This window comes from Bombilactobacillus sp. ESL1097 (assembly GCF_058107205.1).
Map to the genome: position 1 here is coordinate 45,212 of NZ_JBYLUB010000004.1, position 26,338 is coordinate 71,549.

The 26,338-nt window shown below is 34.6% G+C and carries 26 protein-coding genes and 1 pseudogene; all 27 read right to left on the minus strand.

Translation table 11 applies throughout. The features are described from left to right. Positions 1 to 509: 509 nt before the first annotated feature. Positions 510 to 866: a type II toxin-antitoxin system PemK/MazF family toxin gene (locus tag AC3B6D_RS08910; protein ID WP_489775493.1), complete on the minus strand. Its 357-nt coding sequence runs from the start codon at positions 864 to 866 to the stop codon at positions 510 to 512. After that, positions 863 to 1,081: a type II toxin-antitoxin system PemI/MazE family antitoxin gene (locus tag AC3B6D_RS08915; protein ID WP_489775494.1), complete on the minus strand. Its 219-nt coding sequence runs from the start codon at positions 1,079 to 1,081 to the stop codon at positions 863 to 865. The genes AC3B6D_RS08910 and AC3B6D_RS08915 overlap by 4 nt, the downstream gene beginning before the upstream one ends. Before the next feature lie 464 nt (positions 1,082 to 1,545). After that, complete coding sequence (locus AC3B6D_RS08920) at positions 1,546 to 2,130, minus strand: hypothetical protein (protein ID WP_489775495.1); 585 nt, start codon at positions 2,128 to 2,130, stop codon at positions 1,546 to 1,548. 184 nt (positions 2,131 to 2,314) lie between these two features. Beyond that, positions 2,315 to 2,473, minus strand: coding sequence for a hypothetical protein (locus AC3B6D_RS08925; RefSeq protein WP_489775496.1), 159 nt, complete (start codon positions 2,471 to 2,473; stop codon positions 2,315 to 2,317). Between the two features lie 208 nt (positions 2,474 to 2,681). Beyond that, entirely contained in the window at positions 2,682 to 2,858 is a 177-nt protein-coding gene (locus AC3B6D_RS08930) for a hypothetical protein (RefSeq protein ID WP_489775497.1), read from the minus strand. A gap of 161 nt (positions 2,859 to 3,019) precedes the next feature. Then, complete coding sequence (locus AC3B6D_RS08935; RefSeq protein WP_489775498.1) at positions 3,020 to 3,622, minus strand: DUF5052 family protein; 603 nt, start codon at positions 3,620 to 3,622, stop codon at positions 3,020 to 3,022. A 477-nt stretch (positions 3,623 to 4,099) separates the two neighbouring features. Further along, positions 4,100 to 4,819 (minus strand): hypothetical protein, encoded by a 720-nt coding sequence (locus tag AC3B6D_RS08940; RefSeq protein ID WP_489775499.1) that lies wholly within the window; start codon positions 4,817 to 4,819, stop codon positions 4,100 to 4,102. Positions 4,820 to 4,839: 20 nt separating this feature from the next. Continuing rightward, a complete protein-coding gene (locus AC3B6D_RS08945) occupies positions 4,840 to 5,622 on the minus strand; it encodes a class A sortase (protein ID WP_489775500.1) in 783 nt (260 codons plus the stop codon). 35 nt (positions 5,623 to 5,657) lie between these two features. Continuing rightward, on the minus strand, positions 5,658 to 5,822 hold the full coding sequence (locus AC3B6D_RS08950) for a hypothetical protein (protein WP_489775501.1): 165 nt from the start codon (positions 5,820 to 5,822) through the stop codon (positions 5,658 to 5,660). Between the two features lie 463 nt (positions 5,823 to 6,285). Further along, a pseudogene (locus AC3B6D_RS08955) lies at positions 6,286 to 7,438 on the minus strand (RNA-guided endonuclease TnpB family protein). Between the two features lie 178 nt (positions 7,439 to 7,616). Then, positions 7,617 to 8,117, minus strand: a complete 501-nt coding sequence (locus AC3B6D_RS08960; protein WP_489775502.1) for a hypothetical protein — start codon at positions 8,115 to 8,117, stop codon at positions 7,617 to 7,619. A gap of 1 nt (position 8,118) precedes the next feature. Beyond that, entirely contained in the window at positions 8,119 to 8,967 is an 849-nt protein-coding gene (locus AC3B6D_RS08965) for a hypothetical protein (protein ID WP_489775503.1), read from the minus strand. A gap of 3 nt (positions 8,968 to 8,970) precedes the next feature. Continuing rightward, positions 8,971 to 11,733 carry an FtsK/SpoIIIE domain-containing protein gene (locus AC3B6D_RS08970; RefSeq protein ID WP_489775504.1) on the minus strand — a complete coding sequence of 921 codons (2,763 nt, stop codon included), beginning with the start codon at positions 11,731 to 11,733 and terminating at the stop codon, positions 8,971 to 8,973. A gap of 15 nt (positions 11,734 to 11,748) precedes the next feature. Then, a complete protein-coding gene (locus tag AC3B6D_RS08975; RefSeq protein ID WP_489775505.1) occupies positions 11,749 to 12,687 on the minus strand; it encodes a hypothetical protein in 939 nt (312 codons plus the stop codon). Next, on the minus strand, positions 12,688 to 13,170 hold the full coding sequence (locus AC3B6D_RS08980) for a hypothetical protein (protein WP_489775506.1): 483 nt from the start codon (positions 13,168 to 13,170) through the stop codon (positions 12,688 to 12,690). Positions 13,171 to 13,191: 21 nt separating this feature from the next. Continuing rightward, positions 13,192 to 13,827, minus strand: a complete 636-nt coding sequence (locus AC3B6D_RS08985; protein WP_489775507.1) for a hypothetical protein — start codon at positions 13,825 to 13,827, stop codon at positions 13,192 to 13,194. Further along, a complete protein-coding gene (locus AC3B6D_RS08990; RefSeq protein WP_489775508.1) occupies positions 13,820 to 14,476 on the minus strand; it encodes a hypothetical protein in 657 nt (218 codons plus the stop codon). Before AC3B6D_RS08990 ends, AC3B6D_RS08985 begins: the two co-directional genes overlap by 8 nt. Positions 14,477 to 14,488: 12 nt before the next feature. Beyond that, positions 14,489 to 15,739: a phage tail tip lysozyme gene (locus tag AC3B6D_RS08995; protein WP_489775509.1), complete on the minus strand. Its 1,251-nt coding sequence runs from the start codon at positions 15,737 to 15,739 to the stop codon at positions 14,489 to 14,491. 11 nt (positions 15,740 to 15,750) lie between these two features. Further along, the gene (locus AC3B6D_RS09000; RefSeq protein WP_489775510.1) at positions 15,751 to 16,164 is read right to left on the minus strand and encodes a hypothetical protein; all 414 of its coding nucleotides are present in this window, start codon (positions 16,162 to 16,164) and stop codon (positions 15,751 to 15,753) included. Between the two features lie 21 nt (positions 16,165 to 16,185). Then, positions 16,186 to 16,509: a DUF5406 family protein gene (locus AC3B6D_RS09005; protein WP_489775511.1), complete on the minus strand. Its 324-nt coding sequence runs from the start codon at positions 16,507 to 16,509 to the stop codon at positions 16,186 to 16,188. A 15-nt stretch (positions 16,510 to 16,524) separates the two neighbouring features. After that, positions 16,525 to 17,094, minus strand: a complete 570-nt coding sequence (locus tag AC3B6D_RS09010; RefSeq protein WP_489775512.1) for a hypothetical protein — start codon at positions 17,092 to 17,094, stop codon at positions 16,525 to 16,527. 69 nt (positions 17,095 to 17,163) lie between these two features. Then, the gene (locus AC3B6D_RS09015) at positions 17,164 to 19,044 is read right to left on the minus strand and encodes a hypothetical protein (RefSeq protein WP_489775513.1); all 1,881 of its coding nucleotides are present in this window, start codon (positions 19,042 to 19,044) and stop codon (positions 17,164 to 17,166) included. Between the two features lie 12 nt (positions 19,045 to 19,056). Next, positions 19,057 to 19,929, minus strand: a complete 873-nt coding sequence (locus AC3B6D_RS09020) for a hypothetical protein (RefSeq protein WP_489775514.1) — start codon at positions 19,927 to 19,929, stop codon at positions 19,057 to 19,059. Then, positions 19,913 to 20,161, minus strand: a complete 249-nt coding sequence (locus AC3B6D_RS09025; protein ID WP_489775515.1) for an LPXTG cell wall anchor domain-containing protein — start codon at positions 20,159 to 20,161, stop codon at positions 19,913 to 19,915. Before AC3B6D_RS09025 ends, AC3B6D_RS09020 begins: the two co-directional genes overlap by 17 nt. Before the next feature lie 25 nt (positions 20,162 to 20,186). After that, positions 20,187 to 22,223: a hypothetical protein gene (locus tag AC3B6D_RS09030; RefSeq protein ID WP_489775516.1), complete on the minus strand. Its 2,037-nt coding sequence runs from the start codon at positions 22,221 to 22,223 to the stop codon at positions 20,187 to 20,189. 12 nt (positions 22,224 to 22,235) lie between these two features. Then, on the minus strand, positions 22,236 to 22,604 hold the full coding sequence (locus tag AC3B6D_RS09035) for a hypothetical protein (RefSeq protein WP_489775517.1): 369 nt from the start codon (positions 22,602 to 22,604) through the stop codon (positions 22,236 to 22,238). Between the two features lies 1 nt (position 22,605). Further along, a complete protein-coding gene (locus AC3B6D_RS09040; protein WP_489775518.1) occupies positions 22,606 to 26,322 on the minus strand; it encodes a hypothetical protein in 3,717 nt (1,238 codons plus the stop codon). Between the last annotated feature and the right edge of the window lie 16 nt (positions 26,323 to 26,338).

The window sequence follows — 26,338 nt, forward strand, 5'->3', positions numbered from 1 at the left end:
AACTTTTTAATACTACATCAATAGTAGCATACATAATTGGCAGAAATTGCTAAATCATTAAGCTTTTACTTAAAATATTAATTTAGCCCTTTTGCAAAACTAAAGAGCGATCAATTTGTAAAGTTTCAAATGCAAAGTTATTACGAGACTAATTCGTCCCAAAAACAAGATAATTTTTGATCCATTTTTCAAGGCTTTTCTTATTTCGTTTTAAAAATTCGTCTGATTGTATAATAAAACTAATACTAAGACCATCAACAATACTACTAAATAAGATAATAGTGTTATTATCAAAAAATTATTTCTTCTCAAAATTAAACCTCCTATTTCAAAGAACAGTGACTAGTCTTTGCTATTCCTAATTCAAATAAGTAATCGGATGACCAGTTTGATTACTGCCGACAACTACTCTACAAAATATTTTAGCAAATATCAGTCCTGTAGTTAGTAAAGACACTCCGTGAACCCATATAGGAACTAAAATAACTAGCATCGATTTCTGTAATACCCTAATTAGATAATGGAAAGCTAAAGTTATATAGAAACAGCTGTGAAATCTGGAAAAAATCAGCATCATCAATATGTTCAATGAATTCTACATTTCTGCCAGAATGTTCAGTAATATCAAATGAATGAACTTGTCTGACAACCACTTGTCCCTTAGTTTGATAACCATTTAACTGATAATATCCGTGCTTGTTATTCCTAACAGTTGAAGTAATGGGGCTTAAAATAATGAAACCAGTATCTTGATTGTAAGCATCTCGACTTAGAATTAAAGCTGGACTCCTTTTCTTAATCTCTCGTCCCCTCTGAGGGTCAAAATTAATCCACACAATGTCTCCTTGACTTGGTTGATACATCATTCTTTACCCTCATCGAATTCTAAATCATCCCATTCATCAGGTTCATATTGATTTTCAAAATCCGGATTTAAATATGGATCTTCAATTTTGGGAACTAACTCATAGCCACCATTATTCTTAGAAACGAGTAACCATTTTTGATCTAACTTAAAATCTTCTTTAGAAACAGGCAAGCACAGGGAGCTACCTCTTTTAACAACAGTTAATAACTTCATCAGCAACACTCCTAACTTATATTTCACTACTAAGAATAGTATTGTTTAACGTGTTAAACAAATAAAATAAAATAACATAATTAATTTGTTTAAACAGCGCAAAAATAATGTTGTGTGTTATAATAGTAATGAAAAAGAGTCGGTGAACCGACACCGACTCTTTTAGTAAAGTTGCCTAAGTGGCGACTACTGTTAATTAATTAACCGATAGCCATCAGCTTCAGCTAGCTAAAATGGCTATTTTTTTGTGTGATCAATTATCACAACAACTAATCCCAATAGATTAACTACCGTGTTAATCATGGTGCAGATTAGTTGAATGTCCACAGCGGACATCAAACTGCTCCTTTCTTTAGATTGTGCGTTGCTTTGGAATTTACACCATTACAACCACCTCTTTTTTAGAGCAGCCGTCATCTTAGCTTTTCACTTTACCATACATATTTTAACATTTATACATGAGGTCAATCACTTAAAACTGACAGATATAACATTATTATATTTTGAAATTCCTTAATGTCATGCTGTAATTGTTTGTTAATAGCATTTCTAATAACAGTTCCATTTTCATCAGATACTTGTTTTTGCCCATCTGCAGTAACCAAGGTTGATTGTGCATGATTCATTTTGCGTAATTCCTTAGCTTGCTTTCCTTTAATTTTACGTCCCTTACTATCAGTAATGGAGACACTAACTGGAGAAGTACTATTAACTTTTGGCGGATTATCTAACATATCAATTGCCTCGTACGCCAAAGATTCAATGTATGCGCGAATTAATATATCCTTACAATCATTACTTTCACTGTTATTGAGTCTCTTCATTGCTCCATCATAGAAAATTACTTTATTTTCATCTTTTAGATATTCAATGGCACCAGTAACCATAAGATCATTAGTAAAATATGTTTCCAGCTTAACTGCATTAACTACAATATTTACTCTTAAATTTTCTGGTACTGACTTAGAAGTATCACAAATTGAAGCCTGATATATTTCACCTATAAACGAACTAAAATCTTCTCTAAAGCTTTGTGTTATATTATCCATTTAAATTACTCCTATCCTATATTTACCTAAAGATCTTCCTCATCATTATCTGACATTAACCATGTAATAGTTTAACCAATGTGTTATCATTGTATTGAAAAAGGGACTGGTGTTCGAGCACCAATCCCTGAGCGATCCGCTTTAAAGGCGGTGACAAATTAAAGAATAATTCTAAATGATCGTCCTATAACTCGCCAAAGTTATTAATAGGACGGTTTTTTATTACTTTTTGTTGTTCATGATTGTGGCAACTAGTGTGCCAAAAGCAATCATCAACATTAATACCTTGTAGGTATCCAAGTAAGACTGTATATCCTTTCTGTTGATTCTTCCGTATTCTCATACGCAAGCACCTCCTTGAGAACAAACAGTCACCGCCCATAAAACTTATCGCACTAACTATTCTAGCACATGAACTAGATTGAACTATTTATCAATTTTGGAAAATGATTTTTTCTAAAGAATATGTTATATTGGTAATGAAAAAGGGACTGGCGTTCAAGCACCAATCCCTTGGCGATCCGCTTTAAAGGCGGTGACTAAGTTATGAACTACTTTAAATAAATCGTCCTATAACTCGTCAAAGTTATGATAGGACGATTTTTTATTACTTTTTGTTGTTCATGATTGTGGCAACTAATGTGCCAAAAGCAATCATTAACATTAATACCTTGTAGGTATCCAAGTAAGACTGTATATCCTTTCTGTTGATTCTTCCGTATTCTCATACGCAAGCACCTCCTTGAGAACAAACAGTCACCGCCCATAAAACTTATCACGCTAACTATTTTAACATATCATTAAACCTAAATTAATCATCGACCCGTTCAAAGCTTAATCCTGCTAACCATCAAAATTGAGAGAATTTGGTTTAGGTGTATTATCCCCATTATTTTTTAAGCAATTTTGTATCAATAATTTGGAAATCAGCTCGATGAATGTATAATGGTTTGCCATCAATCATTATTTTGGTCATCTTAGGCAAGTCATTATCCGTACGCCATCTAACATTTGTTCCCTGAAAAACCTCAATATAGTTACCATTCTGTGACCGGATTACAACTGCTCTTGGTTTTCCAAATAAATTTTTATATCGATTAATTGGAACTGCAAAGAATGTATTTTCACTCAACTGACCAGAATCGTGAGACTTAATCAAGTCTTCAGAAAAATTTTTAACGGGCTTCAAACTTTTATCTGCAAAAATCATCGTTTCACCAGAACTTTCAATTTCTTTACCATCAATGGTAACTGTTAAAACTGACGATGGATTGTAACTGTCACTATTTCCTTGATCGTGACTCGTTAAATTAACTTTATCACCTGAAGTTTGCATTGTTTCTTCACCATTAGCTGTATAAGAGGTAATATTGTACGAATTGCCTTTCGTATTTCCAGCCAAATCAGTAGATACATCATCGTCAAGAGCACAGCCCGTTAATCCAGTTACTGAAATCAAAATTAAAATCAAAATAAAAGTTCTATGTTTCATGTTATTTGTCCCCTATACCTGTAATCACAAAACTCAGCTTCAAATTTTCTAATGTACCCAGAAATGGTTCTATGTGTTACCATGGTAATGAAAAAGGATCAGTGCTGTAACACCGACCCTTTTAAGTAAAGTTGCCAAAGCGGTAGCTATTCGAAATTTATTTAAAAACCTTGAAAGCCATCAGCTCCTGCACAGAGCTAAGACGGCTTCTTTTTTACTTTGAATTACGGTATCTTAGAATATCTATGACTGTACCAACATTTTCATGAATTGCTTTTACAGACCAATAGATAGCTTCTAAAACAACAATCATCAAAGCTAATCAGCTACTCCTTTCGTTAGGATTTGTGTTTACAGTTTTTACACCATAAGCAACACCACATTTCTGGGATAGCTACCGCCTTAGCATTTACTTTACTGATTACTATTTTAAAATATTTCATTTAGCAGAAGCTTACATGTAAAGCTTCTGCTTTTTTAATCCATTTGATCATATCCGTCATAGCTAATAGAACGTACATTTCCAAGCTCATCAATTACTTTCTTATCTTCTATAACATACCCAAACTTGTAAGCTTGAATTACTTTAAGTCTGTTTTTCATCACCCATTGTAAATCATTGGATTTAAGTTGGAATACTGCATCTTTTAATACATCTTCTGCTGATAAATTCTTGTGTTGACAATCCCACAAATAGCTACCAATACTCCAATTAACTTTAACTTTGTTATTTAATTGAGCATTAATAACTATGCCTCCGCTACCGTTGTATATATAAGATTTTAAGGCACATACTTCTTGCTTTAATACTTTACCAGCTTCTGTGTCTTTAATAACCATCCAGTCAACATTTTCTTCTATATTATTTATCAAGCACTTAGCAAAAGTCACAAAATCCATTTCTCCTTGCCTATCCAAAATCTTTTCAATACTATTAATCATTTCTTTAAAGAAAGAGCGGTCAAAATCGTTCTTTTTGTAATTATTTAATAACCATGTATGGAAATCCTTTAAATCACTAAAAATAGCTTTATTAATCAAATTTTGATTAGTTTCCTTAATAGCATCAGCTGCCTTTTCCAGACTAACTTTATAGTCATTATTATCTGTTAGATTAGCTGCTGTCAAAAGTCCCTTTTCAATACTTGCTAAAGTTACTTCTACCTCTTTGTTGTCAATTGCATGTAAATCACACATTTTTAAAGCTCCTTTAAAATTTAATGTCTTGTTTCGTAATCATATTTACCAGTGATAACCCACCGTCTAGTACCGTTATAGTTGCAAGTAAACAGAGTAACTTTCTTTTGTTTTCTATCATTGTACAGCACTGATTCTTTTGTTGGCTTGTCAGTACCCGGATAAACTGGCTGATAAGGTCTGACTAGCTGTTTATCAACGATATAATAGTAATAGTTTTTCTTTTTATCAGTTAAGATAATCTGGCCATGACTGCTAGGATCAAGGTTTGGAACACGTGAAAATAAAACATTCAATGAAGTATTCATATTGTGCCCTGCCAACACATAATTGCCGGCGCCACCCATTTGTACAGTTTCTGGATAATAAGCTGCTGCTCCTAAGGAGAGAGTGTACATATTAACACCATTAATAATTGGTAAATACATGCCGATAGAAGGAATACTAATATAACCGGCATAATTATCACCGTAGCCGGCATTTAATGCTTGCTGGCGATAGGAGCCGAGCTCAAAAGGGTTAATCATATGGACATTAGCAATATCTGATGGATAGACCTTAGCTTGGCCGTTACTATTACTTAATTGAGAAACTTTTACAGCTGAAGGATTACTTGATCTGTCGTAAGAAGCTAATACAGAACCATTTTCTTTTTGATACATAGCTCCAATAATGCCCAAGGTAAATACAATAACTGAGACTGTAATGAAGCTTCGTTTAATCCATTTTTTTTGCTTGTCACTGAGATTATCTATCCAGTCTTTGCAATAATCACTGGCTTGGATTAGTCGCTCTTTAATCAATTTATGCACCTGCATTTCAGAATCATTATCTTTTATTAAATTAGCCCGTCTCTATGAGCTACTGCTGCCTGTACAAGGGTTACTAACTCAGTTAACGATATAGGAGCATCATCCGTTAAAGTGATCTCTTCATCAGTAGCAGTTACTACAAAAGCTTCTGCCATTTCCTTAGAAATCACCTTGTCATCTTTTTCAATCAAAATTAATTGTCCTTTCATCCTTAAATTTTAAATAGCTAAACCCTCGACAAATTAAAAAGGACAAGTCTAAGACTCATCCTTTATTCAATATTTGCCTACTATTTTACCCTCATACCCTTTGGCTATTTAATCCGTAATTAACTAACTAAATCAAGCTGACTCAATATCTGGAAACTTATCTGTAACAAATTTATCTGGATTATTACAATAGTCTATCATCGTAGCAAATGAATCTATCTGGTTAACTTTAGAACGTAAACCATTTTCTATCATCGTTCGGTAAGGATAGCCACCACTACTCAATTCGTCTAACAACTTTTCTTGTAGTTCCTTTTAAGTAGCTTGCTTATCAAACAACATTTGATACTTAGAAGCTGTGAACTGCGTCGGCACTAAAGTACCGAGCTTCTGGGAACAGACTGAACTTGCTAAGCTTTGTCTGACAACTTAGTAGCGGTTTATCCTAATTTACCAAGGCTTGTTCCAAGCCGAATTTCTTTATATTTAACGCAGCATTGATATCGCGGTCATGCTGCGTTTTACATTGTGAACATTGCCACTGTCTGACATTTAAATCATGTTTCCCGTCATCATAGCCACAATTGGAACAGATTTGACTTGTTTTTCTGGGATTAACAACAATCAATTGTTTACCATACCACGAACATTTATATGATAATTGCTGGCGAATTTCCCGCCACGCTTGATTAGCGATAGCTTTAGCCAAATGGTGATTCTTCAGCAGATTTTTGGTTTTTAAATCTTCAATCACAATCACGTCATAATCTTTTACTAATTGGGTTGTTAACTTGTTTAGATAATCATGGCGCTGATTAGCTATTTGTTCTGAAATCTTGGCCACTTGCCTTTTGGCTTTCACATAATTGTGACAATCATTTAGATCAATCTTGTTATCAGGATGCAATTGATTATGCATGGCAACACGCGTCTTAGCTAAAGTTCGACGACGAGCTAGTTTTCGTTGCCACTGACGTTTTTTCTCTGATAACTGATTGTCAAAACGAATCGTTTTAAACTTTTGACCATCAGAACTAATCATTAAATCGGAAACTCCCATATCTAAACCCACAGTTTGCCCCGTTTTTTTGAATGGTGCTTGGTTTTCGCACTCAGTCAATAAAACGCAATAAAATTGACCTGTGGGGTTAAGTTTAATGGTCGCCGATTTAACCTTGGCAGTAGTGTAACGACCACGATATTTAACACCCCCAAGCTTAGGCAGTTTCAAATAATGTTGCTTCATGACTCTAATGTTTTGATTGACATTATTGCAAGTATAGCTTTGCTTGGCATAATGCTTAGACTTAAATTTAGGAAATCGAGCTTGTTTGCGAAAGAAGCGTTCATAAGCAGTTCCTAAGTTTTTATTAACATTCAACAAACTAGTTCTTTAAGAATGTATATTCTCGTTTCAATTGTTTAACCAAATAATTCATGCCAAAGGTCTTGACGAATTGACCACCATTATTGTGACGTTCCTGTTGCATCGCTAACATTTGATTCCAAACAAAGCGCACAGCACCAAAGTTTTCAATAATTTGTTGTCGTTGTTTTGGATTGGGATAGATTTTTAGTTTAACAGCTTTGAACACCACAATCTTGCATCACCCTCGGTTTAATAAATCAATTATAAGCCATAGATATTTACAAAACAGCTAAAATTTAAACATGGAGCAATTCATCACGTCCTTAAAAGAACGTGTTTCCTTGCTCGTTTTCATAAATTTATAATGAATTATCTTACGGCATCGCTATCGCTCCTTTAGAATCAATCTAACTCTCTTCATCAACCTGTGACTCCCAATCCGGTGCTTGCTCTTCAACAAACTCATCTACATGATCCGAATCTGCATACTTAGTCAATAAATTGAGCTTATTCATATGCTGAACTTTATCTCGCCAAAAGCCATGATTAGCATCCCGATATGGTGGCGTATTACAGACCAACTCCAATAAAACATTACGAATGTTGGCCATAGTTGCTTCTTCGTTAAACAGACTAATGAACTTATTGATAAAAAAGCCGCTTTCGTAGTTGGCATTGATATAATCAGACACTTTATCTTCAACGTTATTGTCGTTGGCTTTTTTATTTAATTGCTTAAACTCTTGAATAGCATTGGGAATTAATCCATCTAAAAGAGTATCTGGCATGTGTTCTGGGTAAATCTTAAACTTCTGTAAATGCCGTTCCGATAGAAAAATGTCATAAGCTTCAAAAACCTTTGGTGTTAGTTGGCCACGTAGCAACTTTTCAATAATTGCATCATTCATTTTAATCACCTCCTTTCTCTAAATTCGTATCATTAATTGAACTGTATAGATTGTGCCGACTTAAATAATCTTGATCCGAGTCGTAATACCACAAATAAGTCCAACAGTCATCGACCCATTCACCTTGCTTCAACAAGTTAAAATTGGCATCAAAAAAGAGATATTGCCAATGCAAATTATCTCTTCCAGTTATTGGGTCTATTTTTCTAAAAATATTGACATCCCAGATAATATCTTGCTGCTTAGTTTGATTTAAAGCCCAACGTTCAGCTTTTTTTAATGGCTTACGATTCAATCGGCCGTCAAAATCAATTAGTAAGCCCCTATGATTTTCAATGCCGGTAACTTGTTCACTGATTAAATGTGTTTTATCCGTCTGGCCATTAATTATTTCTCCCAAAATCTGACTATCTGGATTACGTGGTTCATTAGTATCCCGCACAATGTAACTAGCTTGTTGCGTCCTAATATTATCCACTCGGCTATACTTCATAGATGGAAAATAGCCTTTCTCGTGATCCCCGTTTCTTTGATACCACAATTTCCTAAAAGCATGTTCTTCAGCATTTCCCGTTGTAATGATATTTAAAACGCTGCGGCGATACCAAAAACCGGTACCTTTTGGAATATAAATAGCTGCTGTATGCCATCTATCAGTATGCTGCCAAAGTACCGTTCGCTTTGGGACAGTTGCTATACCTTTCTTAAGACCATCAAGATTATTAATTCGATAATTTTTTACCTCACGTACCTCTGTAGGATGATTTTGAGCATGGTCTAATTCATCTAATACCTGTTGCCAAGCGTTTTCGTACGTAATATATGATTTACCGCTTCTTTTCTTACTCAATGTTTATATTGATTTACCATCCTTTCCTCGGCTAAGCATCTCTCCTACGTGCTTATGTTTAGTAGAAGCTGTCTGAGCTCTCACCGTATCCTTAGCACGACTAATTGCATCCTTTAACGCACTCTGCATCTTTTTAGTCTGTTTGGGTGTTGCTGCCAAAAAGTCCTTATTTTGTTGAATTACTGGTTTATCAGCATTTTGAATTGTCCATTCAGGATGATCCTTCATGTAAACTAATAAGTCTGGAAAAGACATATTCTTGATACTGTCTTCAGCATCCTTAACTTGAGAATCCAATCCTTTCATCATCTGATCTTCTATCTCATCCTCACCAGTTTCTTTTGCGAACTCTTTCATCACTTCATCTCTCGTAATTACATAGTCATGGTGGCCAAACTTCTTCTCTAAAGCATCATTTAAATTTTCCATTGTCTCGTCATTTAGATATGGACTATTTCCGTGTTCTGGATTATTGGCGCCTTTCATCAAAGAATAAAACTCACCTTTTTGCGAAATTAAATCAACGTGTATTTTTGTTTCTGGTAAAGCAATATCACTTTCGATTCGTTCAGTCATACCTAAGCTGACACGGCCACCAATGTTAGCGGTAATTTTTCCGGGAATTTTTTCTTTACGTGCTGTTTGATTGGCTAATACCATTCGAATTCCAGTAGACCGAGACATTTTAGCCAGATATTCGATCCGATCGGTGACATTTTTAACAGCGAAATCGCTGGCTGACAATTTATTATCTTGATCAATAATTGAAGATACTTCATCGCAAATTAACAAGACGGTATACAATGGCTTGTCTGGAAATTTTTTGTTGTAGTCTTCAATTTTACTGACACCAGCTTTTTTGAATAAATCAATCCGATCACGTGTTAATTTTTCAGCATGTGCAAATAACGCTCTAGCATACTCTATATCACCAGATGCGTCTGCCGGCTGAGCATACGTATATGGATTAGGGTGGTAATCCGGACTATCTGGATTATCAGTTCTCATATTTTCAAAGGAATTTCCTTTACCATCGATGTAGATAATCTTTAACTCATCTGGACTAACAGAATCCATAACAGAGTAAATCATATTCATTAACAGAACAGTTTTACCAGTACCTGTTTTACCAAAAACAATCATATGCGGGATACCATTGCCTAATTCGAATTCAATTGGGTGTCCTAACGCATCGACTCCAATCAATCCCGCAATAACATCTTTCGTTCTTTTCGAACGATTTCTAATCATATCCCTAAAATCAGTTGGAATGTTAACTCCCGTATTTAGAGACACACTTAAAACACCGGCTTGCATAGTTATCATCGGCGTATCGTTCACGTGCAATAGGTTAGAAATACCTCTTGACAACCGATCAAAATCATTTGGTAAATTAGGAGATTGCGGTAACGTATATTCGTAAACCGCTGTATTACCGCCAACTAAGACTTGCTTAAAAGTCCCATGAATTTTGAAACTATTTAAGACGCTAGTTAAATCATTAATCCGTTTGGTAGCCACTGACTTAGCTAATTTTCTTTGAGTTGCAATATTAGCACCAGTCACTGGATCTAAGGGTTCTGGAATTAGTGATAAATCTAAGTTATGCTCCACTTTGTGCAACGACTTGTTACTAGCTGGCTCACGATAAAATTTAATTGCATCTCTCTTGCGCGCACGTTCATAAAAAGCAGCCGGCGTAAGATGTACAAAATAGCTTAGAACGTTATAACAGTTATTCCAAAACATCCTAAACATTCCTTGACCGTTACTACCCAAATGTTCATTATTACTATCGTCTTCGCCACTACTTTCTTCATCGTTATCATTACTGTTATTATTGCTGTCATCATAGTGATTATTGAAATTATCTTCCCAAGTTCCTAAAGCATCTACAGTACTGTAAGGCACACTGCTAGACAATACATAACCACCTCGTTCAACTGAAAAAGTAGGATCTTCAGGAAAACGAATACTGGTTGAAGCTATTCTTAGACCAAAGCCATTCAATGATTGCTCTATTGCTCTATCGGTCTCTGTTTCACGACTTTTACGAACAAATATTTCAGCCTTCCGAACGCCATTTTTGGTAACTATCTTAACTTTGGAATGACGCATGGCCAAAGCTCTAGCTTTAACTCGTTGTGTTTGAGCAGTACCACCGACACCATTCTCAAATTTCTGGCCACGATCGTCATATCCAGATAATGCATCAAAGTCACTGTCATTTAAATTTTCTTTTAATTTAGCTTTGTACAATATTTGGTGAACGAAATCAAAATAAGGTGTCTGGTTACCCAATAAATATTTAAAAGTTAACCACGGTGATATCACTAATGTTGGAATAATGATATTAGCTGAACGAGCAAAACTAACCTGCCAATAAAGCCCTTGGATAGCAATATACCCGCAAGGAATCCAGACCAAAATAATAAACTTCAAATATATATGTCCCCAATACAAAATCCAAAGTAAAAATTGCCTTAGTCTAAATAAAAATAATTGCCAGATATTAGATTGCTGCACTTTAGTAGCTCCGTACAATAACCAATATTTCATTCGCCCATAATAAGGTGACGTTACAATACAAAAAATTAAAATGGTTACTATTCCAACCAGAATTCCTATTTTAATAGCTGAAGGTAAAAATTTATCAAAATCAGTACGTTCATAAAGAACATGAAGAAATCTTATCAAAATAAAGAAACTCAATAGCGCAAAGATAAAGGGCATCACATATTGAAACATTAAATCAAATTTATTCATTCAATTCACGCTCCTTTATTCTTGCCTTTGAGCAATCTCTTTATAGTGCTTCAAAAATGGCACAATCTCTACTCGCTTGTCATCAAAATAAACTAATGGCGTTATTCTCTTACCTTTGGAATCAAAAGTATCCTCATCCAAAGGCGCAATATCAATACCTGCTTTTGAAAAAATTTTCTTTAGTTCTGTTTCACCTTGATTATTTAAATACAAAGCTACTGTTTTATTGCCATCGTTGGCCATTTGTAATCCATGTTTAGCTGCCATATACATTTGTTTAAGCCCTACAGTGCTATTAACATCGTAGTGACCAACCGGCCAAACATTTGATTTAGTTTTAGTAGGCTTTTTGACGACTTTTTTCTGTGAAGGTTTTGGCTTGGCCGACTTAGGCTTAGCATTAGACTTCTTAACAATTTTATGAGCCTTGTCTTCAACGGTCTCAGTCCTAGGCTGTTCTTTAGATTCCGAGGTTACTTCCTCAATCTCTGGTTTTCTGTCAGCTGATCCTAAATCGTCAGCTTCAACTTCTACAGATTGATCTTCAGACTCTGATTGATCTTCTGCTAACTGTTCTTTAGCTTGATCAGCAGCTTTAGCAGCGTCAAATTTCTTCTTAGTTTTTGTACTTTGAACCGTTGATAAAATAAATACCAATATCCAAATGGCAATTATTGGTAACAAGAAATAAGCAAAAACCCATACTGGAATAGATTTAATAATCAAAGAAATAACAAAATTAAGTGCACCCAATATCCAGCCAATGGGTGAATTAGGTTTAATACTATTTCTGAATAAAAACATTATGGAATCAATGGCGAACCAAATTGCCATTAAGGTTCCATAACCGATAGCCTTAACGTGCGTTGGATTATTTTTCCATGAAAAAAAGCAACTATATCCAGCTACACACATAAAAAATGTAAAAACAGCAATGCTGATATTTTGAACCAATTAACTCCCCTCCATTAATTCTTTAATAGCAGTCATATTGGTTCCAGTAACACCAGCTACCACAACCCAATGACCTTGAACAAACTTGGTTTTAACAACACGAGGAGTAATAATTCTGCCATCGACAGCTAAATCGGTAATATTGTCAGTCAAGTATCTCATTTGACCTTTGGATAACTTTCGCTTATCAAAAACATAAATTGGTCTTTTGGAATTTCGACTTTCTTTATTAATTTCCTTAACTAAAGGTTTTTCAATACTTAAACAATCTTCGCATTTGTCGTTATACAAAACCACAATCATATTTCGATTTTGTTTAGGATTGTTTTGCAATTCTTTAACTACCTTTATGGAAGATAGTGTCACACTGGCATATGAATTTTTAGCCGGCGCATTTTTCTGGGAGTTACAGCCAGTTAATACTGTTATGCAAATAACACTAATCAAAAGCCCCAACCACTTAACTATTCTTTTGTTGATCATGATTTATTCTCCTCGTTAACGCTACTCGAGTTTTTGAATTTGAGACACCTGTTGCTTTTGATTAATAGTCATAGAATAAAGATTATTATGCTGTCCCGGCTCTTCCCCTCGGTGCCAAGACTCTTGTTGAACTTTAACTAAAACCACTAATTGACCATTATCTTGTAAAAATCCCGGGTAGGTCTTGTAACTAAACAACTTCGATTGAATACCTAATGTAGATACGATATTTCTTCCTGACACATCTTTGCCGTTATCAAAAACATCCTTATTAGCAGCTAATTGAGGTGTGATGACATCCTTTAGTTTATTGGCACGATTCAAATAATCTTTAGAATTTGACCAAGTTAAATAAACACTAAAAAAAGCCTTGGCTCTTTGATTAGCTAGGCTTTTCGCATTCATATCACTGTAATAATTTCTGATTTTAGGATCGGATGATTTATAAGCATCGGCAGCAGCTTGTTGTTTAGTTTTTTCATACTGTTTATGATAATTTTCTCTGGCCGAATTTACTTTTTGATTGGATAAAGCAATTTCGTGTTTATTAGCGGATATTTGTGAACCAGTATCATTAATCTTTATTGTTACAAAAAAGATAATCATGACACTCAATATGACACTAACAGCTAAAGTTAAATAACCTTTCTTATTCAACAAAGCCACCTCCTTTTTGCGTTACGGAAGTTATTTGATTTTGACTGGGATTATACTGCAAATTAAATAGCGCTGAACCATGCTGAACCACTTGGTCTCCCTTGTTTTGAACTCCTGTAGAAGTAGTATCAACTGGCTGACTATTATAGTTAATGATCACAATGACCGGCAGTGTTTCACTAAATTCAGCTTGTTTTCCATAGCCAACTTGGATATTAGTTAATTTTCCATAAGGAGTACTTTTTTTACCATTTGGTTGTACAGTTGGCTTACTCATTTCAATCAAAGCATTACTTAATTTATTGCCAACCAACGGATTTAACTTCTTGGCCAACTTTTGATAATCAGATTCATTCTTAGTTTGGTTAAAGGTAATATCAAATGCCGTATGGATATTCTGATCAAGTTTTTTCTTTCGTGTAGCAATGTCATAAGGTTTCTTGGCTACCTTGTCGTAAAAATAACCTTCAGTTAAATTCCTAGCTTTGTAATTATAGCTTTGAATCAATTCGTTATTAGAATTGTTTGCTGCACTAACTTTTTTATGACTCTTGGCCAAGTTATTATTACAGCTGATCGTAACTAATATCAACATTACTACTGCGACAATTGGGATACTAATTGGCCAATAATTTTTTAGCTTTTGCAAAGAATTTACCTCCTATTTCTGTGGCCGTGCAAATGTCAACGTGTAACTGCCATTCAACAAGCTCAAGAAGGACTCAGAAAAACCAGCTTCATTGACACCACCACTACCGCCTTTGCCACCCATTTGAATAACTTTAGTGTTGTTACTCTTGGGGTCACTAGACTTCCACTTCTCTTCCAAAATAGCAGTATGGCCATTGTTTCCAGAACCACCACCAGTATTAACGATAACTACGTCACCGGCTTGCGCTTCACTAGCGGGAATCTCTTTCAACCATTTATGATCACCTTTGGCATCTGCTTCCATGGATCCTGTAAACCAACCCATATCAGCCGGAACTTTATAGCCGGCTTTTTTCAGAACTAACCAAACAAAACCAGAACAATCGGTAGTTCCGTTTCTATCAGGATTTTCAACGGAACCAATGTTGGCCACACCATGTGTTTGTCCATATTTAAAGTATCCTAATAAACTCTTGGCCACTTGAACAATATCGCTAGAATCTACCGGTGTATCACAGTCAGTGTTGTCTTTCTTATTCGAACTACCTTTAGCAGCCGCGCTAGAAGCGCCTAATAAAGCGCTGTTAGGTGGAATATTGGCACCGCCAAAAGCTGTATATGCTGCTTGTGCGTCAGTAGTAATTTGTCCAATTTTTGATTGGCCGTCACTTAAGCTGACACCTTCATAGTTGTACGACCAATCTTTAGCTGCTTGAACTGGATCTGTATCATTACCAACAATAGTTTTTGTGCTTGATTTAATACCATTGAGCTCATAGCTAACTAGTTTTAATTCATTTTCTGGTGTCAAAGTACTGGTATCTCCAGCCTTAATTGAGCCTTCAGCAGTAATCCGGCTACCATTGACTGAATTAGTAAAACCAGACCATTGAAACCAGCCCGCAACACCACCGCCATAGTTAATAGCCTTCGGGTCAAAATTACTTTCACGTTTACAGACGGCCAATGCACCAGCTGCTCCGGCGCCAGAAAAGCCTATCGTTTGTGTCAAATAATCAAAAATTTGTTTAGCACTGTTATAAGCTTGAGATCCTTTAGACAGCCAATCACCTTGGCCACCAGTTAAGGTAGCACCCGTTTCAGATTTTTTAGGATTAGCTGATTCACAATCATTGGGCTTAAATCCTTCAAAGTTAGCACTAACTTGGGTAACCGACGCAACGGATGGTAATAACAATGAAAATAAAAAAAGACTAGTCATAAACTTTGACGGTCTTTTATCTAGCAGTTTTCTATTCATTAAATTCCCTCCTAATTAGGGGCATAGCTTAATATTTGAAAGTCTTTAACTTCATAACCTTCACAATGAGTTGTCTTTCCTTTCACTGTTTCTTCATCAAAACTATACTCCTTGGCCAACAATCGTATCTGCATCCCATTAACAACAAATCGACGGAATTCTTTTGCTATTTCACCATTAATATCGCATTTCACTGCTTTACCAATATCTCTTTTATTAGAAGATTTTACCGTCTGCAACTTAAAACCAATACTTGCCGGCTCCGATGCTAAAGAAACTTTTAAATCAGGATGGTAAATAACTGTTCCTAATAAATTAACATTCTGATCATCATACTTTTGCCGACTGATTTGTAGGACATCTAACACATTATTTTTGATTTGCTTTTGGTTTCGATCTTTCTTCAAAAGACCATCGACTATCATTTTATCCAGCTCCATTCTTCTCTATTGGTAGTCAATGATATTAATCCCAACAACCAAATTGTCTAAATCTGTATTAATATCACCATTTTCTTGCAACATATCACCTTTAGAATTAGTTAATTCTACAAAGTATGCTTCACGTTCATAATCAACTTCGAGTTTCATGTCCTTAAATTTAACTTGATTGCTTGCAAAATCATCCCAGAAGTTGTCAAAGTCTAATACATTTACTCCGTGACAGTTGCCGCCAACTTGATAGACAGCTGAACCCTTGTACTCTCCAGATTGAAAAGTAACCTCAATTGTATGCAATCCTGTCGGTTGTTCATTGTTGTAACATTTCATATCATCCGCCCCCAATTAATTAAATATGATTAGTTTCTCTTGCTGTGGTCTTTTTTGTTCTAGCTGAAATTTTTCAGCATCTCGTTCACTATCTATTCGTTTTTCTAGGGGAATATTTATTGAAGATGTATGGCACTCATAAACTTGCCAATTATTAATCAAATTAACCTTTCGTTCTTTAAATCTAGTCAAGTCTCTGACTGAACAATTAAGAGCAGTCATCAAATATTTTCTTTGAATAAAGAAGTAATTTTGATTATCCTTAATAATCTCAGTCCTATAAATTTTGGGAACTTCTAAATCATATTCAACAAATAGTCTGACAATTTGGCCCGAAGGAACTTGAAAGAACTTAGCAGTTTCGTTAATAGACGTATTATTAAACTTGATATAATCTGACACATTTCTTAAAGTTAGTGTTTTAGAAAATTCTTTCTGATACCTTTCACTCCTAGCCATGCCTGATGCGTAATATTCTCTAATTTGCATTAAGTCTGGATCATCTTCAGAAATATTTCGTAAATTAATATCACTTCGACTCTCTAACTGGTTTAAAGTTACGAGCACTTCCTGTTTTGAAATCATCTTAAATCCCCCTCCAACAATTAAATAATAAAAAAAGACCAATCAATATTTGATTAAGTCCCCCGTTACTTAAAGTAATAAATGTGTTTGAATTAAGGCTCCCTGTTGATCAAACTTACGATACCAGTAAAAAAGCCCCTGTGTTTCTTCTTTTAATGTGTCAACAACATTAACTGGAATTTCTTTATTCCAAGACTTATTAAACTTTTCGACGTTTTCATCAGAAATACCTCCCAAAACCACCATATCCTGCTGATTTAAAGTACCCGTAAATTCTTCATAGGTGAATGGATTGATTTTGTTTTTTTTGTCCTCAAATGTCGTTATTAAACCAACATTCTTTCGCTTCATGACTTTCTTATAAGGAACAATATTTTCTACTGGAATATTCATTTGATCCATCCCTTGAATAGATATAATATCCCCTTCCTGTGCCTTATTAACAACATAGGCTAAAGTATTCAAAAACAAAATTCCGGCTATATTTGGCGTAGATCGATATTCTTGTATGTCAAAATAAATATTTCTAGCTTCTCCAAAGTCATCAGGAATATTAGTCGGTTTAGCAAATATTTGCGGATACTTTTGAATAACACTCTTAATTGATTGATACATTAACTGAGATTCACGATAGGTCTCACTATTTTCTCTCGAAGAAGTACCCCGATTAGTATTCAAACTAATCAAAAAGTCTTGCGTAGTTGGATATTTAGTATGCTCATCTGTGGCCAAAATCATTTCAGCTTTTTCAGGATGCGCTTCAGGATCATCCGTATATAACCCATTCCCATTAGCGGTATTGATAAACCAATCTACTAATAAGGTTTCTAGACGTGACCTAACAAACTTTTCATTCATATCTTGACCACTAGTATCATTAGCTTTCATAACTAGTAATAACATTTCCGAGACCTTATCAAAATTGTTATTTGCATCCTGCTCTACGGTTTCTGGAGTTCCAAAAACTTCCATTGGATTGATAGTACACTCGCTCATATTGAAATACAGACTATCATCTGTCCTGTAAGGATAACCGGCTAATAAAATATTGAAGGTGCGTCCTCCATCAGACAAGTAATTTCCGTCAGTAATTACTTGAGATATTGCACTTCCTCCATCTTTAACAGCATTTTGTCCTTCAAATCCATCTATTGAAATAACTGGTAAAACTTCACCCATGTATATAAGAGCATTTTTAATACCTTTAAAATCAATGATAGAAGAATTGTTATAGATTAAAGAACTAATATCAATTCCAACCGAAACACCGTATTTATCAGAAAAACCACTAGATGGAAAAAACATTCGATCTCCTGCTACCGTTGCCATATCGGTATTATGGAAAGTATCAGCTGAAGTTTTGGTTAATAATGTCTTAAATTCACTCAATTGTCTACCAGTTTCTCTAACCAATTGAATACCCTCAATACCATTATTATGATAGGAATTTCTTATCATCATAATTCCTTCTTCAATATGTTGAGGAGAGTCTGAATAAATAACTAATTTAATGTCACTATCAATCATTGACTCACCTTGTGCCATAAACATAGCAGATATTTGGATATCAGTCGCTCTCTTACCATTTTTTGCCAACTCTTCTATATCTTTCTGAGAAGTACTCTGTAAGTCATCCAAGTTAGCGGCTATTTTACTACTACGCATATCTTTTTGGGTTGCCTTCGGAACTCCTTGCTCACGTTCAAAGAACCTCAATTTACAATGAGCAATATTATCTGCCGGTAAAATTTTGGTAACCCAACCAATAACATCTGGATTATTTGAACCGTAAACGAATAAAACATCAAAAACAGAAATCACTTCATGAGAACCCTTAAAAAATATATAAGGATCCGTATCCTTATATCCGAAACTATTAGTAAAACCATATTCATCCACAAACTTTTTGTCGTTTTTTTGCATTTCTTTGTGACGCTTAAAAAGATGCATTGTATCACCTACTTAATTAATATAGATTTTAGCAATTTCCTTTTTGGCAGTTTTACCGTTTAGTTGAATATAATCGTTCACTAATCCTCGATTAAAATAATTCACAACTGTTTTTACGCGTGCATTTAATATTGTTGGTGTCGGTGCAATTATTAAGAAATCGGTTTGAACTTGTCTGTTGGTTGTTTTTTTAGATGTCAGTTTATATTGCTTATTTATCCTTCGAATCATGTCGGGAGTAGCATTTTTAGGTAAAGGCTTTTTTTCAGTCATCGCCCTCTCAACAGAAACAGCTTTTACGATTAAAGTATCATCTTCTATGTTATTCAATAATTGCTTATTAAGCGTAGACATCGTTGCTTTTTCATCATCAAAGCTAATAGGGCTAATGTTTCCACGCACTTGAAAAATAGTCATATATTGTAGAACCCAATTAGTTTTACACTCAATAACTGTTTGAAATTCATCTTCTGGCCAAATTCTAAATATCCTTAATAAAGTAGTTGTATCTAATATTTTTCTAGCTTTAAATTTAGATGTCCAAAAGTCGATACTTACAATTAATTGCAGTCCCCTTGAAGGATTAGTCATCAAAGCATTAAAAGCAATTAAAATATCGCCCATAAAAAATAAAGCTGCGTTAAATAAATTTTGAGCAGGAGTATTGCCATCATTTTGACCTAAGACACTGAAGCTAATCAAAAAACCAATGAGAATAATAGCCGCAGATATAACCATATTCATATAAGTTGAAACAAGAAAGTCACTAATTGTGCTCATATGAGAGATTCCTTTAACTCTCCTAACCATTCTCCAGAAACCAGATCTTAAATTAGCTCTGTTACCGGGAGCATGATATAAATAATTATTATTTTGCGCTGCCATTTTCTATCCTTTTCTTCAAACAAATAACCATGGTTAAAATCATAATTAGTACACCCACGCCAGATAAAATCCTACTTTCAACTACATTCTCACCAGTCGGTGGAAGTTCATTAGTAAAATAATAGTTATTATTAGTAGCATTATTTTGATTGCTCGTAATATTTTTATTATTACGATTATTCTCTTTAGGATGAACCTCCTTAACCTCCTTAACCTCTTCAACTTCTTGCAATTATTAGTCACCTTCTAACTATCATTTAAAACATAATAGTATGAGTCCTTCCATCTGAATCAACATAATGACCAGAGTGAGAGTCATCAACGTGTACCTTAACTTGATCACCATTGTCTGTTGTGTAAGTGAAAGTATCTCCTTCTTTAAACTTATGAGATGGTTCTGACGTTGTATCACTATTAACTTTAGGCTGAACAGATTCTGTCGTTTGCTGTGGCTGTTGAGTTTGTGGAATACTATTTTGTGTTCTAGAAGAAAAAAGCATAGCACAACCAACGATGACGGCTATTAGAAGTGAAACACCTGAAATATAGTAAGGTGTTTTATCTTTATAACCCATTTTACTTTTAGCAGTGGTAGTTGGAGTTTGAACAACCATTGGTGGCTGCTGTTTTCTAGGTTCATCCAGCAAAGCTTTTTGTTGAGAAATAAAGTCATTTTTACTTTGTAAATCTTTTTCCTTATCTTTCAACTCTTTCTCAAGTGAAGCTTTTTGATCTTCTAATTTATCAATACGTTGTTGCATATTTTCTTTTTGCTCTTGCATCTGTTTTTGAACTGCAACAACGTTTTTATGATTCTTTTCGTTTAATAAACCTGTTTCCTTGGCTACTTCCTTATCAACCCCCGCTTTCAATCGTTCTTCATTTGTAGACTTAAAGTCATTAAAGCGATCCTTTTCATCTTCTATTTGCTGTTGTAACTCATCAATGTTGGATTTGAGTTTTTCAATTTCCTTATTAGTTTGATCAATTTGTTGCACTAATTGATCCCTAATATCCGCTTGTTTTTCTGAGTAAAGTTGCATTTCTAATGTTAGGTCAACGTCATTAATAGCATCATTCAAACACTGCTGTTCTAAAATTTTGAGCTTATCTGTTTTTTGTTGTTGAACCTCTTGAACAGCAAATGAAAACTGATCATCTACTTCAGCTTGCTTCTGCTGAATTGTTTGCAACAATTGGGTACGATTTTTTTGATCGTATTGAGCTTTTAATATTTCAGATTGACTACGTACAAATTGATCTCTAGATGCTTCATATCTTTTTTGATAATCCTCATTAATTTTATCTTTATCGGCTATGCTTTTTTCCTGAAGATTATTTATCCTATCCCTAGTATCTGAGTTCAATTGTGCTATTTGGTTTTGCTGCATTAAATTCCACAAAGAACCATACTTATCTATCATCTTTTGATAAATTTGATTCAATGCGTTTATCTTTAAATGTTCTTTTTCATTTTGAGCATTTACAATACTTACTTTCATACTTGAAGGTATTTCTAGGTTAGAAAAATCTAAATCTGGAAATTGTTGTTCCAAAATATCATTAGATGCTTGATAAATTTTGGTAGTAGTATTGTTTTCTTCTTCATAAGATTGATCAATATTATTACTTGAATCATTTTGAAATTGAGGATCAGGACTTTCCTTAACAGGATCTTGCTGAGTTACATTTTCATTTTCCGATTCAGTCATTTCTTCGTCATTAGTAAAAGTATTATTTACTTCAGAATTGTCTGCAGCTTTTTTTGCTTCAGAATCATCAGATTCTTCGTCGTTCTCAGCTTTTGTTTCACCTTCATTAGTATCTTCTGACCCCAATGTTTTTTCGAATTCAGCGTCAATATCGTCAGTATCTTCAAAATCGTCAGTATTTTCCGTAACAGCACCTTCGGTTTCTTCTGCTTCTTCCAAACTGTCGTAATTATCTAATACATATTCAATCAATCCATTGATTTCATCAAAAATTACACTACCGTCAACAAAAGTTACTGGCGCGTTTTCTTGAATTTCTTGAATAATTGAATTTTCTGTCTGTACTTCCGTCTGATTATTATTGATAATTACTAATTTTACTTCAAAGGCACTTACATCTTTACTGTAGTCGTAAACTGTCTTCGAAATTATTTCTTCTAGTTTTTCAGAAATAGGACATAGAAAAAGACGCTGATCAATTGTAATTAAATCAACGTCTTTAACTAAATTTTCCTTCAGAAGTCTTAAGAAGCTGCCGGGAATATCAATTAGCTCTAGAGCTAATAATCCTTCAGTTTCCATAATTAACCTTCTTTATAAATGACTCTTAAATAGATTACCATATCCTTGTGCTTTATTTAATAATCCAGAGTAATTAGCTACCCAACAAACAGCACCGATGGCAAAAACTACTGCACCCCAACTAGCTTTCTTCATGTCTTTTTTATAAGCAAACCATAAGCCTGTTACAGCTCCCATAATAAGTCCAACCCAACCGAATATTTTTAATACTTTACTGAGTGAAAAATTACCCATGTTTTGCATATCATCATCGGCAATATCACCAACCATTTTTAATGCTTTACCTAAATGGGGATGCTTGTCAATCATACCTAAAATGTCTTGCATTGGCATGTTAGCCATAATGCCCGTATAAAGCTTTGTAGCCGCTAATTCAAACATTCTACTTACCTCTCTTCATTTGCTTTCTAATATCTTCCAAATTACTATTAAGCAATTTACTGTTTACACCAGACTTCATTCTTGTATCTAATTGAGATACATTCTTACGCAATTGATCAGAAAGTCGATCAAACTCTTTTTTCTGATTAGCATGTCTGAGTTTATTCAAAGTATCTTGGATCTCAGGTTGCTTAGCAGCACGTCCCAAGCTGGTATTAACATTTTTAATTTGCTGATTAGTAATCATCCGCTTGCTTTGATCAATAGAAACTTGTTTGTTATTGTTGTTAATCACTTGTTGGCGATTAATCGTATTATTAGTAGGATTCAAGTTAGGACGTGGCTGAACTGGTCTTTGATTCATATCAACAGTTTTGGCAGGAGAACTCTTTTGAACATAAGTTGGTACTGATGTCTCAGCATTAGTTTTACCAAGTGGTCTTTGACTCTTGTCAGTTGATGGAATCTTAGAGTTATTCAAATCACTAGCTTTAGGCTGAGGCTTTCCTTCAATACGATTATCGTTGTGAATATTATTGACATTTGTGACACTAGGATTTTTATCATTTAATCCTTGACGATCCGCAAAATCTTTACCAGAAGTTGGTTTCAGAGGATCAGGAGCATAATTATTAGGATTGAGTCCTAAATCAGAATCCTTCATGTCTGGAACTGTATTTTGAATATCAGATTCTGGGTTTGCTAAATTATTAGGATCTATCACAGAAGCTTTGTCCGGTTTAGATCCTAATGAAGTTGGATCTTGACTATCAGTATTAACATCTAAAGGCTGTGATTTATAAAGATCATTTAAACTACCTATAGAATTGCTGTTCGACAAATTATTAGGATCTAACGTAGAAGCTTTATCAGGCTGAGAGCCCAATTCAGTAGCAGACCGTGAATCAAATTCATTAGAGCTACCTACAGAATTACTATTTGGTAGATCGTTAGGATCAATTACAGGAGCTTTATCAGGCTGTGTTCCCAACGGTGTCTGCTTTTCTTCTGGAAGAATATGGTTATTAATTCCATAATGATTCATTTCATTCAATGAATTATCAATTTGATTAATAGCTTGCTCTGAGGCACCGTCCTCAATCATAGATTCCTTGACAGTTTGCAGCCCATCTTGTGCATTAATCAAACTATTCTTATCTTGCGGATTACCATGAAATTGATTTAACGACTTATTAGCATGGCTAATTTGATTTTCAGTATTAATACTGATGTTAGGATCGTTACTAATTTCTGATAAAGCACCTTGAGCACGTTCCATCATTCCGTCGAATTGAATATTCTTTGGGGTCTTAGGCTGAGTGTTAGGCGAATGACTTCCACTATTTGAACCAACTAATCTAGACAAACGTGGGAATTTTTTATTCATTGCATTAGACGCTTCTCCTAAACCCTTTTGAACACGTTTAGGAACTGCCTTTCCTAAGGCTCTATCAACAGAATTAATTCTATTTTGAACATTACCGTTACTTCTTGAGAAAATTGACTCTCCACCAGAACTAGCTCGGCTTTCAATTCTGTCACCAGTTTCTTTAGCCCATTCCCAAATTAGAGTGAACAAACTAGTAAACTTGCCTCTAAACTCTTTCCTAAAGATATAAATCAATAGTAGAGCAACGCTAAAACCAGCTGTCAAAAGTACACCAAAACCATGCAAATTCATTGAAGAATAAGGATCTTGTGGATCCCACTTCATGATTTTAGCTATGCTACTTACGGAATCTCCAATAGCATACAAGAATTTCTCAAGCAAACCAGCAGCAATAACAAATTCAAAAACATTACCAACAAAACCAATGGCATAAATTACATATGCTCCCACATACTCCAATCTGCCTGTTAACATGGCTTTTCCTGCTACTCTAATGGGACGCCATACCATATCTATGATTCCAATGGACAACAGAGCAACAATCATTGACCAAAGTATGATTAATTGAATAATTGGTGTCGTTATTAACCCAAAAGTTGAAAATCCCGTAAAACCTGTCAAAGAAATCACGTAGTAATTACTTCGGTTAGAGTCAAAACTAGGAATTTTTTGAGCTCCACCACGGGCAGGTGCTTCAATGTTATAACTACCACCTGTCTCATTAAAAATACTAGACAAAATTAAGAACATTGACTGATCAGATAAAGAATTACCTTGTTCACCAGCACCAACGGTTGTATGCAACATTTCATCTGATGGTGCTGCTCCGTAATAAGATGCAACATCGCCACCAGTTTTAGCTCCATAAATAAACCGATCACGCCATGCTGTGGAAGCCGAAGTATTCAGTTTATGATCGCCATTTTGTCCTACATCGTAGTCTTTAATAGCTTTCTTAAACGGCCCATCTGAACTAGTATCATCATTCTTTAATCCAGAACCCGTATATGAGTTCTTTGTATCCAACAGTGTGTTACTATTACTCATATTTTGGGCATAATTGTAATAAGCACCGACAGTCTTAGCTTCATTACCTCCACCCAACAGTTTATCTTCAGCATCTTTGGTTCCCTTATAGTTGATATAATCAATCGCTGAGAATGTTTTGCCTTGAGAATAAACGGATAAAACAGAAGAATTAGCAAATAATGCACCCAAATTTATCTTGTTCTTCTTTTTGGAATTCTTGGAGTCACCCTTAACTTTTGATCCATCTCCCATGTAGGAACTATACTCATTAATTTTTGAAATACGATCAGCTCCAGATGAAGTATATGGGTCAAAATCAAGGTCAACATATGAATTATTATGAGAGGGGTGAATATCACTTGATTTAGTCGTGTCATTGCCAACAGGAGCAAAATTAAAATTATATGCCCAAGATTTATCATCTACGAAATACCTTCCAAAGCCTGTACTATTAGCACTTTGTGTTAGTGTTAATTTTCCAGATAATTGCGAAACTAAATCGCCGGCTAAAACTAAAGTTAACGGCAACACAATTATTGTTATTATTTGACCTTTTAACTTACCAAGCGCCCGTGGGTTTGATCTTCCTGAACTCATACTTATAAGTGCTGCAAATAAAGTTGCAAGAAGACTGATTGTAATCACAACTAAAATCACATGAGAATAAGCAGAAATATCCTCTTGAGAAAGATTTAACGCCGTTTGTAATTTAGATGAAAACTTAGTATGTGCAACTATATTAGATAGAAAAGTATATGGATTGTACGTGATAACTACTTTCAATAAAGCTTTGGACAATAAATTACCAATATCATCTAAAATAGCTGGAATAAACAAAAGTTTTCCTATTGCCCAGCGGGCAAATGTTGGCATGATACTGCTAAAACCTTGAACATCGTTAGACATATAATTAAAGGTTGAATAAGTGGCCATCATAGATGCAAAGTTTTTAGCAGTAGTTTTGGCATCCTTAATATCTTTAGGAGCAGAAGAAACCATATCATCGTAACTAAAAGTTCCTTGAACACCACCAGAGCCTATTTGACCAGTAAAGATTTTCTTAATGGTTGAACTATCTTTACCTTTAGCTGCCTTTTTAGCAGAACTTTGTAAAGCATCGGCTCGGTTATCTAACATAAAATATTGAAAGACTGAACCAAACTGATAATTACCAGCATCTTGAGCTTGAGTTTTCACCACAGAAGCACTTACAAAGAAAGTTAAAACTGTCACTAAAATAACAAAGAAGCGATGATGAAAAATCTTTTTAATGGTATCTGTTGGTTGTTTTCTCTTCATTTTCTCACCTCCTTTC

Excerpts from the sequence above, each read along its gene's own strand:
- AC3B6D_RS08910 (WP_489775493.1), bottom strand. The coding sequence starts at position 866 with ATGATGTATCAACCAAGTCAAGGAGACATTGTGTGGATTAATTTTGAC.
- AC3B6D_RS08915 (WP_489775494.1), bottom strand. The coding sequence starts at position 1,081 with ATGAAGTTATTAACTGTTGTTAAAAGAGGTAGCTCCCTGTGCTTGCCT.
- AC3B6D_RS08920 (WP_489775495.1), bottom strand. The coding sequence starts at position 2,130 with ATGGATAATATAACACAAAGCTTTAGAGAAGATTTTAGTTCGTTTATA.
- AC3B6D_RS08925 (WP_489775496.1), bottom strand. The coding sequence starts at position 2,473 with ATGAGAATACGGAAGAATCAACAGAAAGGATATACAGTCTTACTTGGA.
- AC3B6D_RS08930 (WP_489775497.1), bottom strand. The coding sequence starts at position 2,858 with ATGAGAATACGGAAGAATCAACAGAAAGGATATACAGTCTTACTTGGA.
- AC3B6D_RS08935 (WP_489775498.1), bottom strand. The coding sequence starts at position 3,622 with ATGAAACATAGAACTTTTATTTTGATTTTAATTTTGATTTCAGTAACT.
- AC3B6D_RS08940 (WP_489775499.1), bottom strand. The coding sequence starts at position 4,819 with ATGTGTGATTTACATGCAATTGACAACAAAGAGGTAGAAGTAACTTTA.
- AC3B6D_RS08960 (WP_489775502.1), bottom strand. The coding sequence starts at position 8,117 with ATGAATGATGCAATTATTGAAAAGTTGCTACGTGGCCAACTAACACCA.
- AC3B6D_RS08970 (WP_489775504.1), bottom strand. The coding sequence starts at position 11,733 with ATGAATAAATTTGATTTAATGTTTCAATATGTGATGCCCTTTATCTTT.
- AC3B6D_RS08980 (WP_489775506.1), bottom strand. The coding sequence starts at position 13,170 with ATGATCAACAAAAGAATAGTTAAGTGGTTGGGGCTTTTGATTAGTGTT.
- AC3B6D_RS08995 (WP_489775509.1), bottom strand. The coding sequence starts at position 15,739 with ATGAATAGAAAACTGCTAGATAAAAGACCGTCAAAGTTTATGACTAGT.
- AC3B6D_RS09000 (WP_489775510.1), bottom strand. The coding sequence starts at position 16,164 with ATGATAGTCGATGGTCTTTTGAAGAAAGATCGAAACCAAAAGCAAATC.
- AC3B6D_RS09005 (WP_489775511.1), bottom strand. The coding sequence starts at position 16,509 with ATGAAATGTTACAACAATGAACAACCGACAGGATTGCATACAATTGAG.
- AC3B6D_RS09010 (WP_489775512.1), bottom strand. The coding sequence starts at position 17,094 with ATGATTTCAAAACAGGAAGTGCTCGTAACTTTAAACCAGTTAGAGAGT.
- AC3B6D_RS09015 (WP_489775513.1), bottom strand. The coding sequence starts at position 19,044 with ATGCATCTTTTTAAGCGTCACAAAGAAATGCAAAAAAACGACAAAAAG.
- AC3B6D_RS09020 (WP_489775514.1), bottom strand. The coding sequence starts at position 19,929 with ATGGCAGCGCAAAATAATAATTATTTATATCATGCTCCCGGTAACAGA.
- AC3B6D_RS09030 (WP_489775516.1), bottom strand. The coding sequence starts at position 22,223 with ATGGAAACTGAAGGATTATTAGCTCTAGAGCTAATTGATATTCCCGGC.
- AC3B6D_RS09035 (WP_489775517.1), bottom strand. The coding sequence starts at position 22,604 with ATGTTTGAATTAGCGGCTACAAAGCTTTATACGGGCATTATGGCTAAC.
- AC3B6D_RS09040 (WP_489775518.1), bottom strand. The coding sequence starts at position 26,322 with ATGAAGAGAAAACAACCAACAGATACCATTAAAAAGATTTTTCATCAT.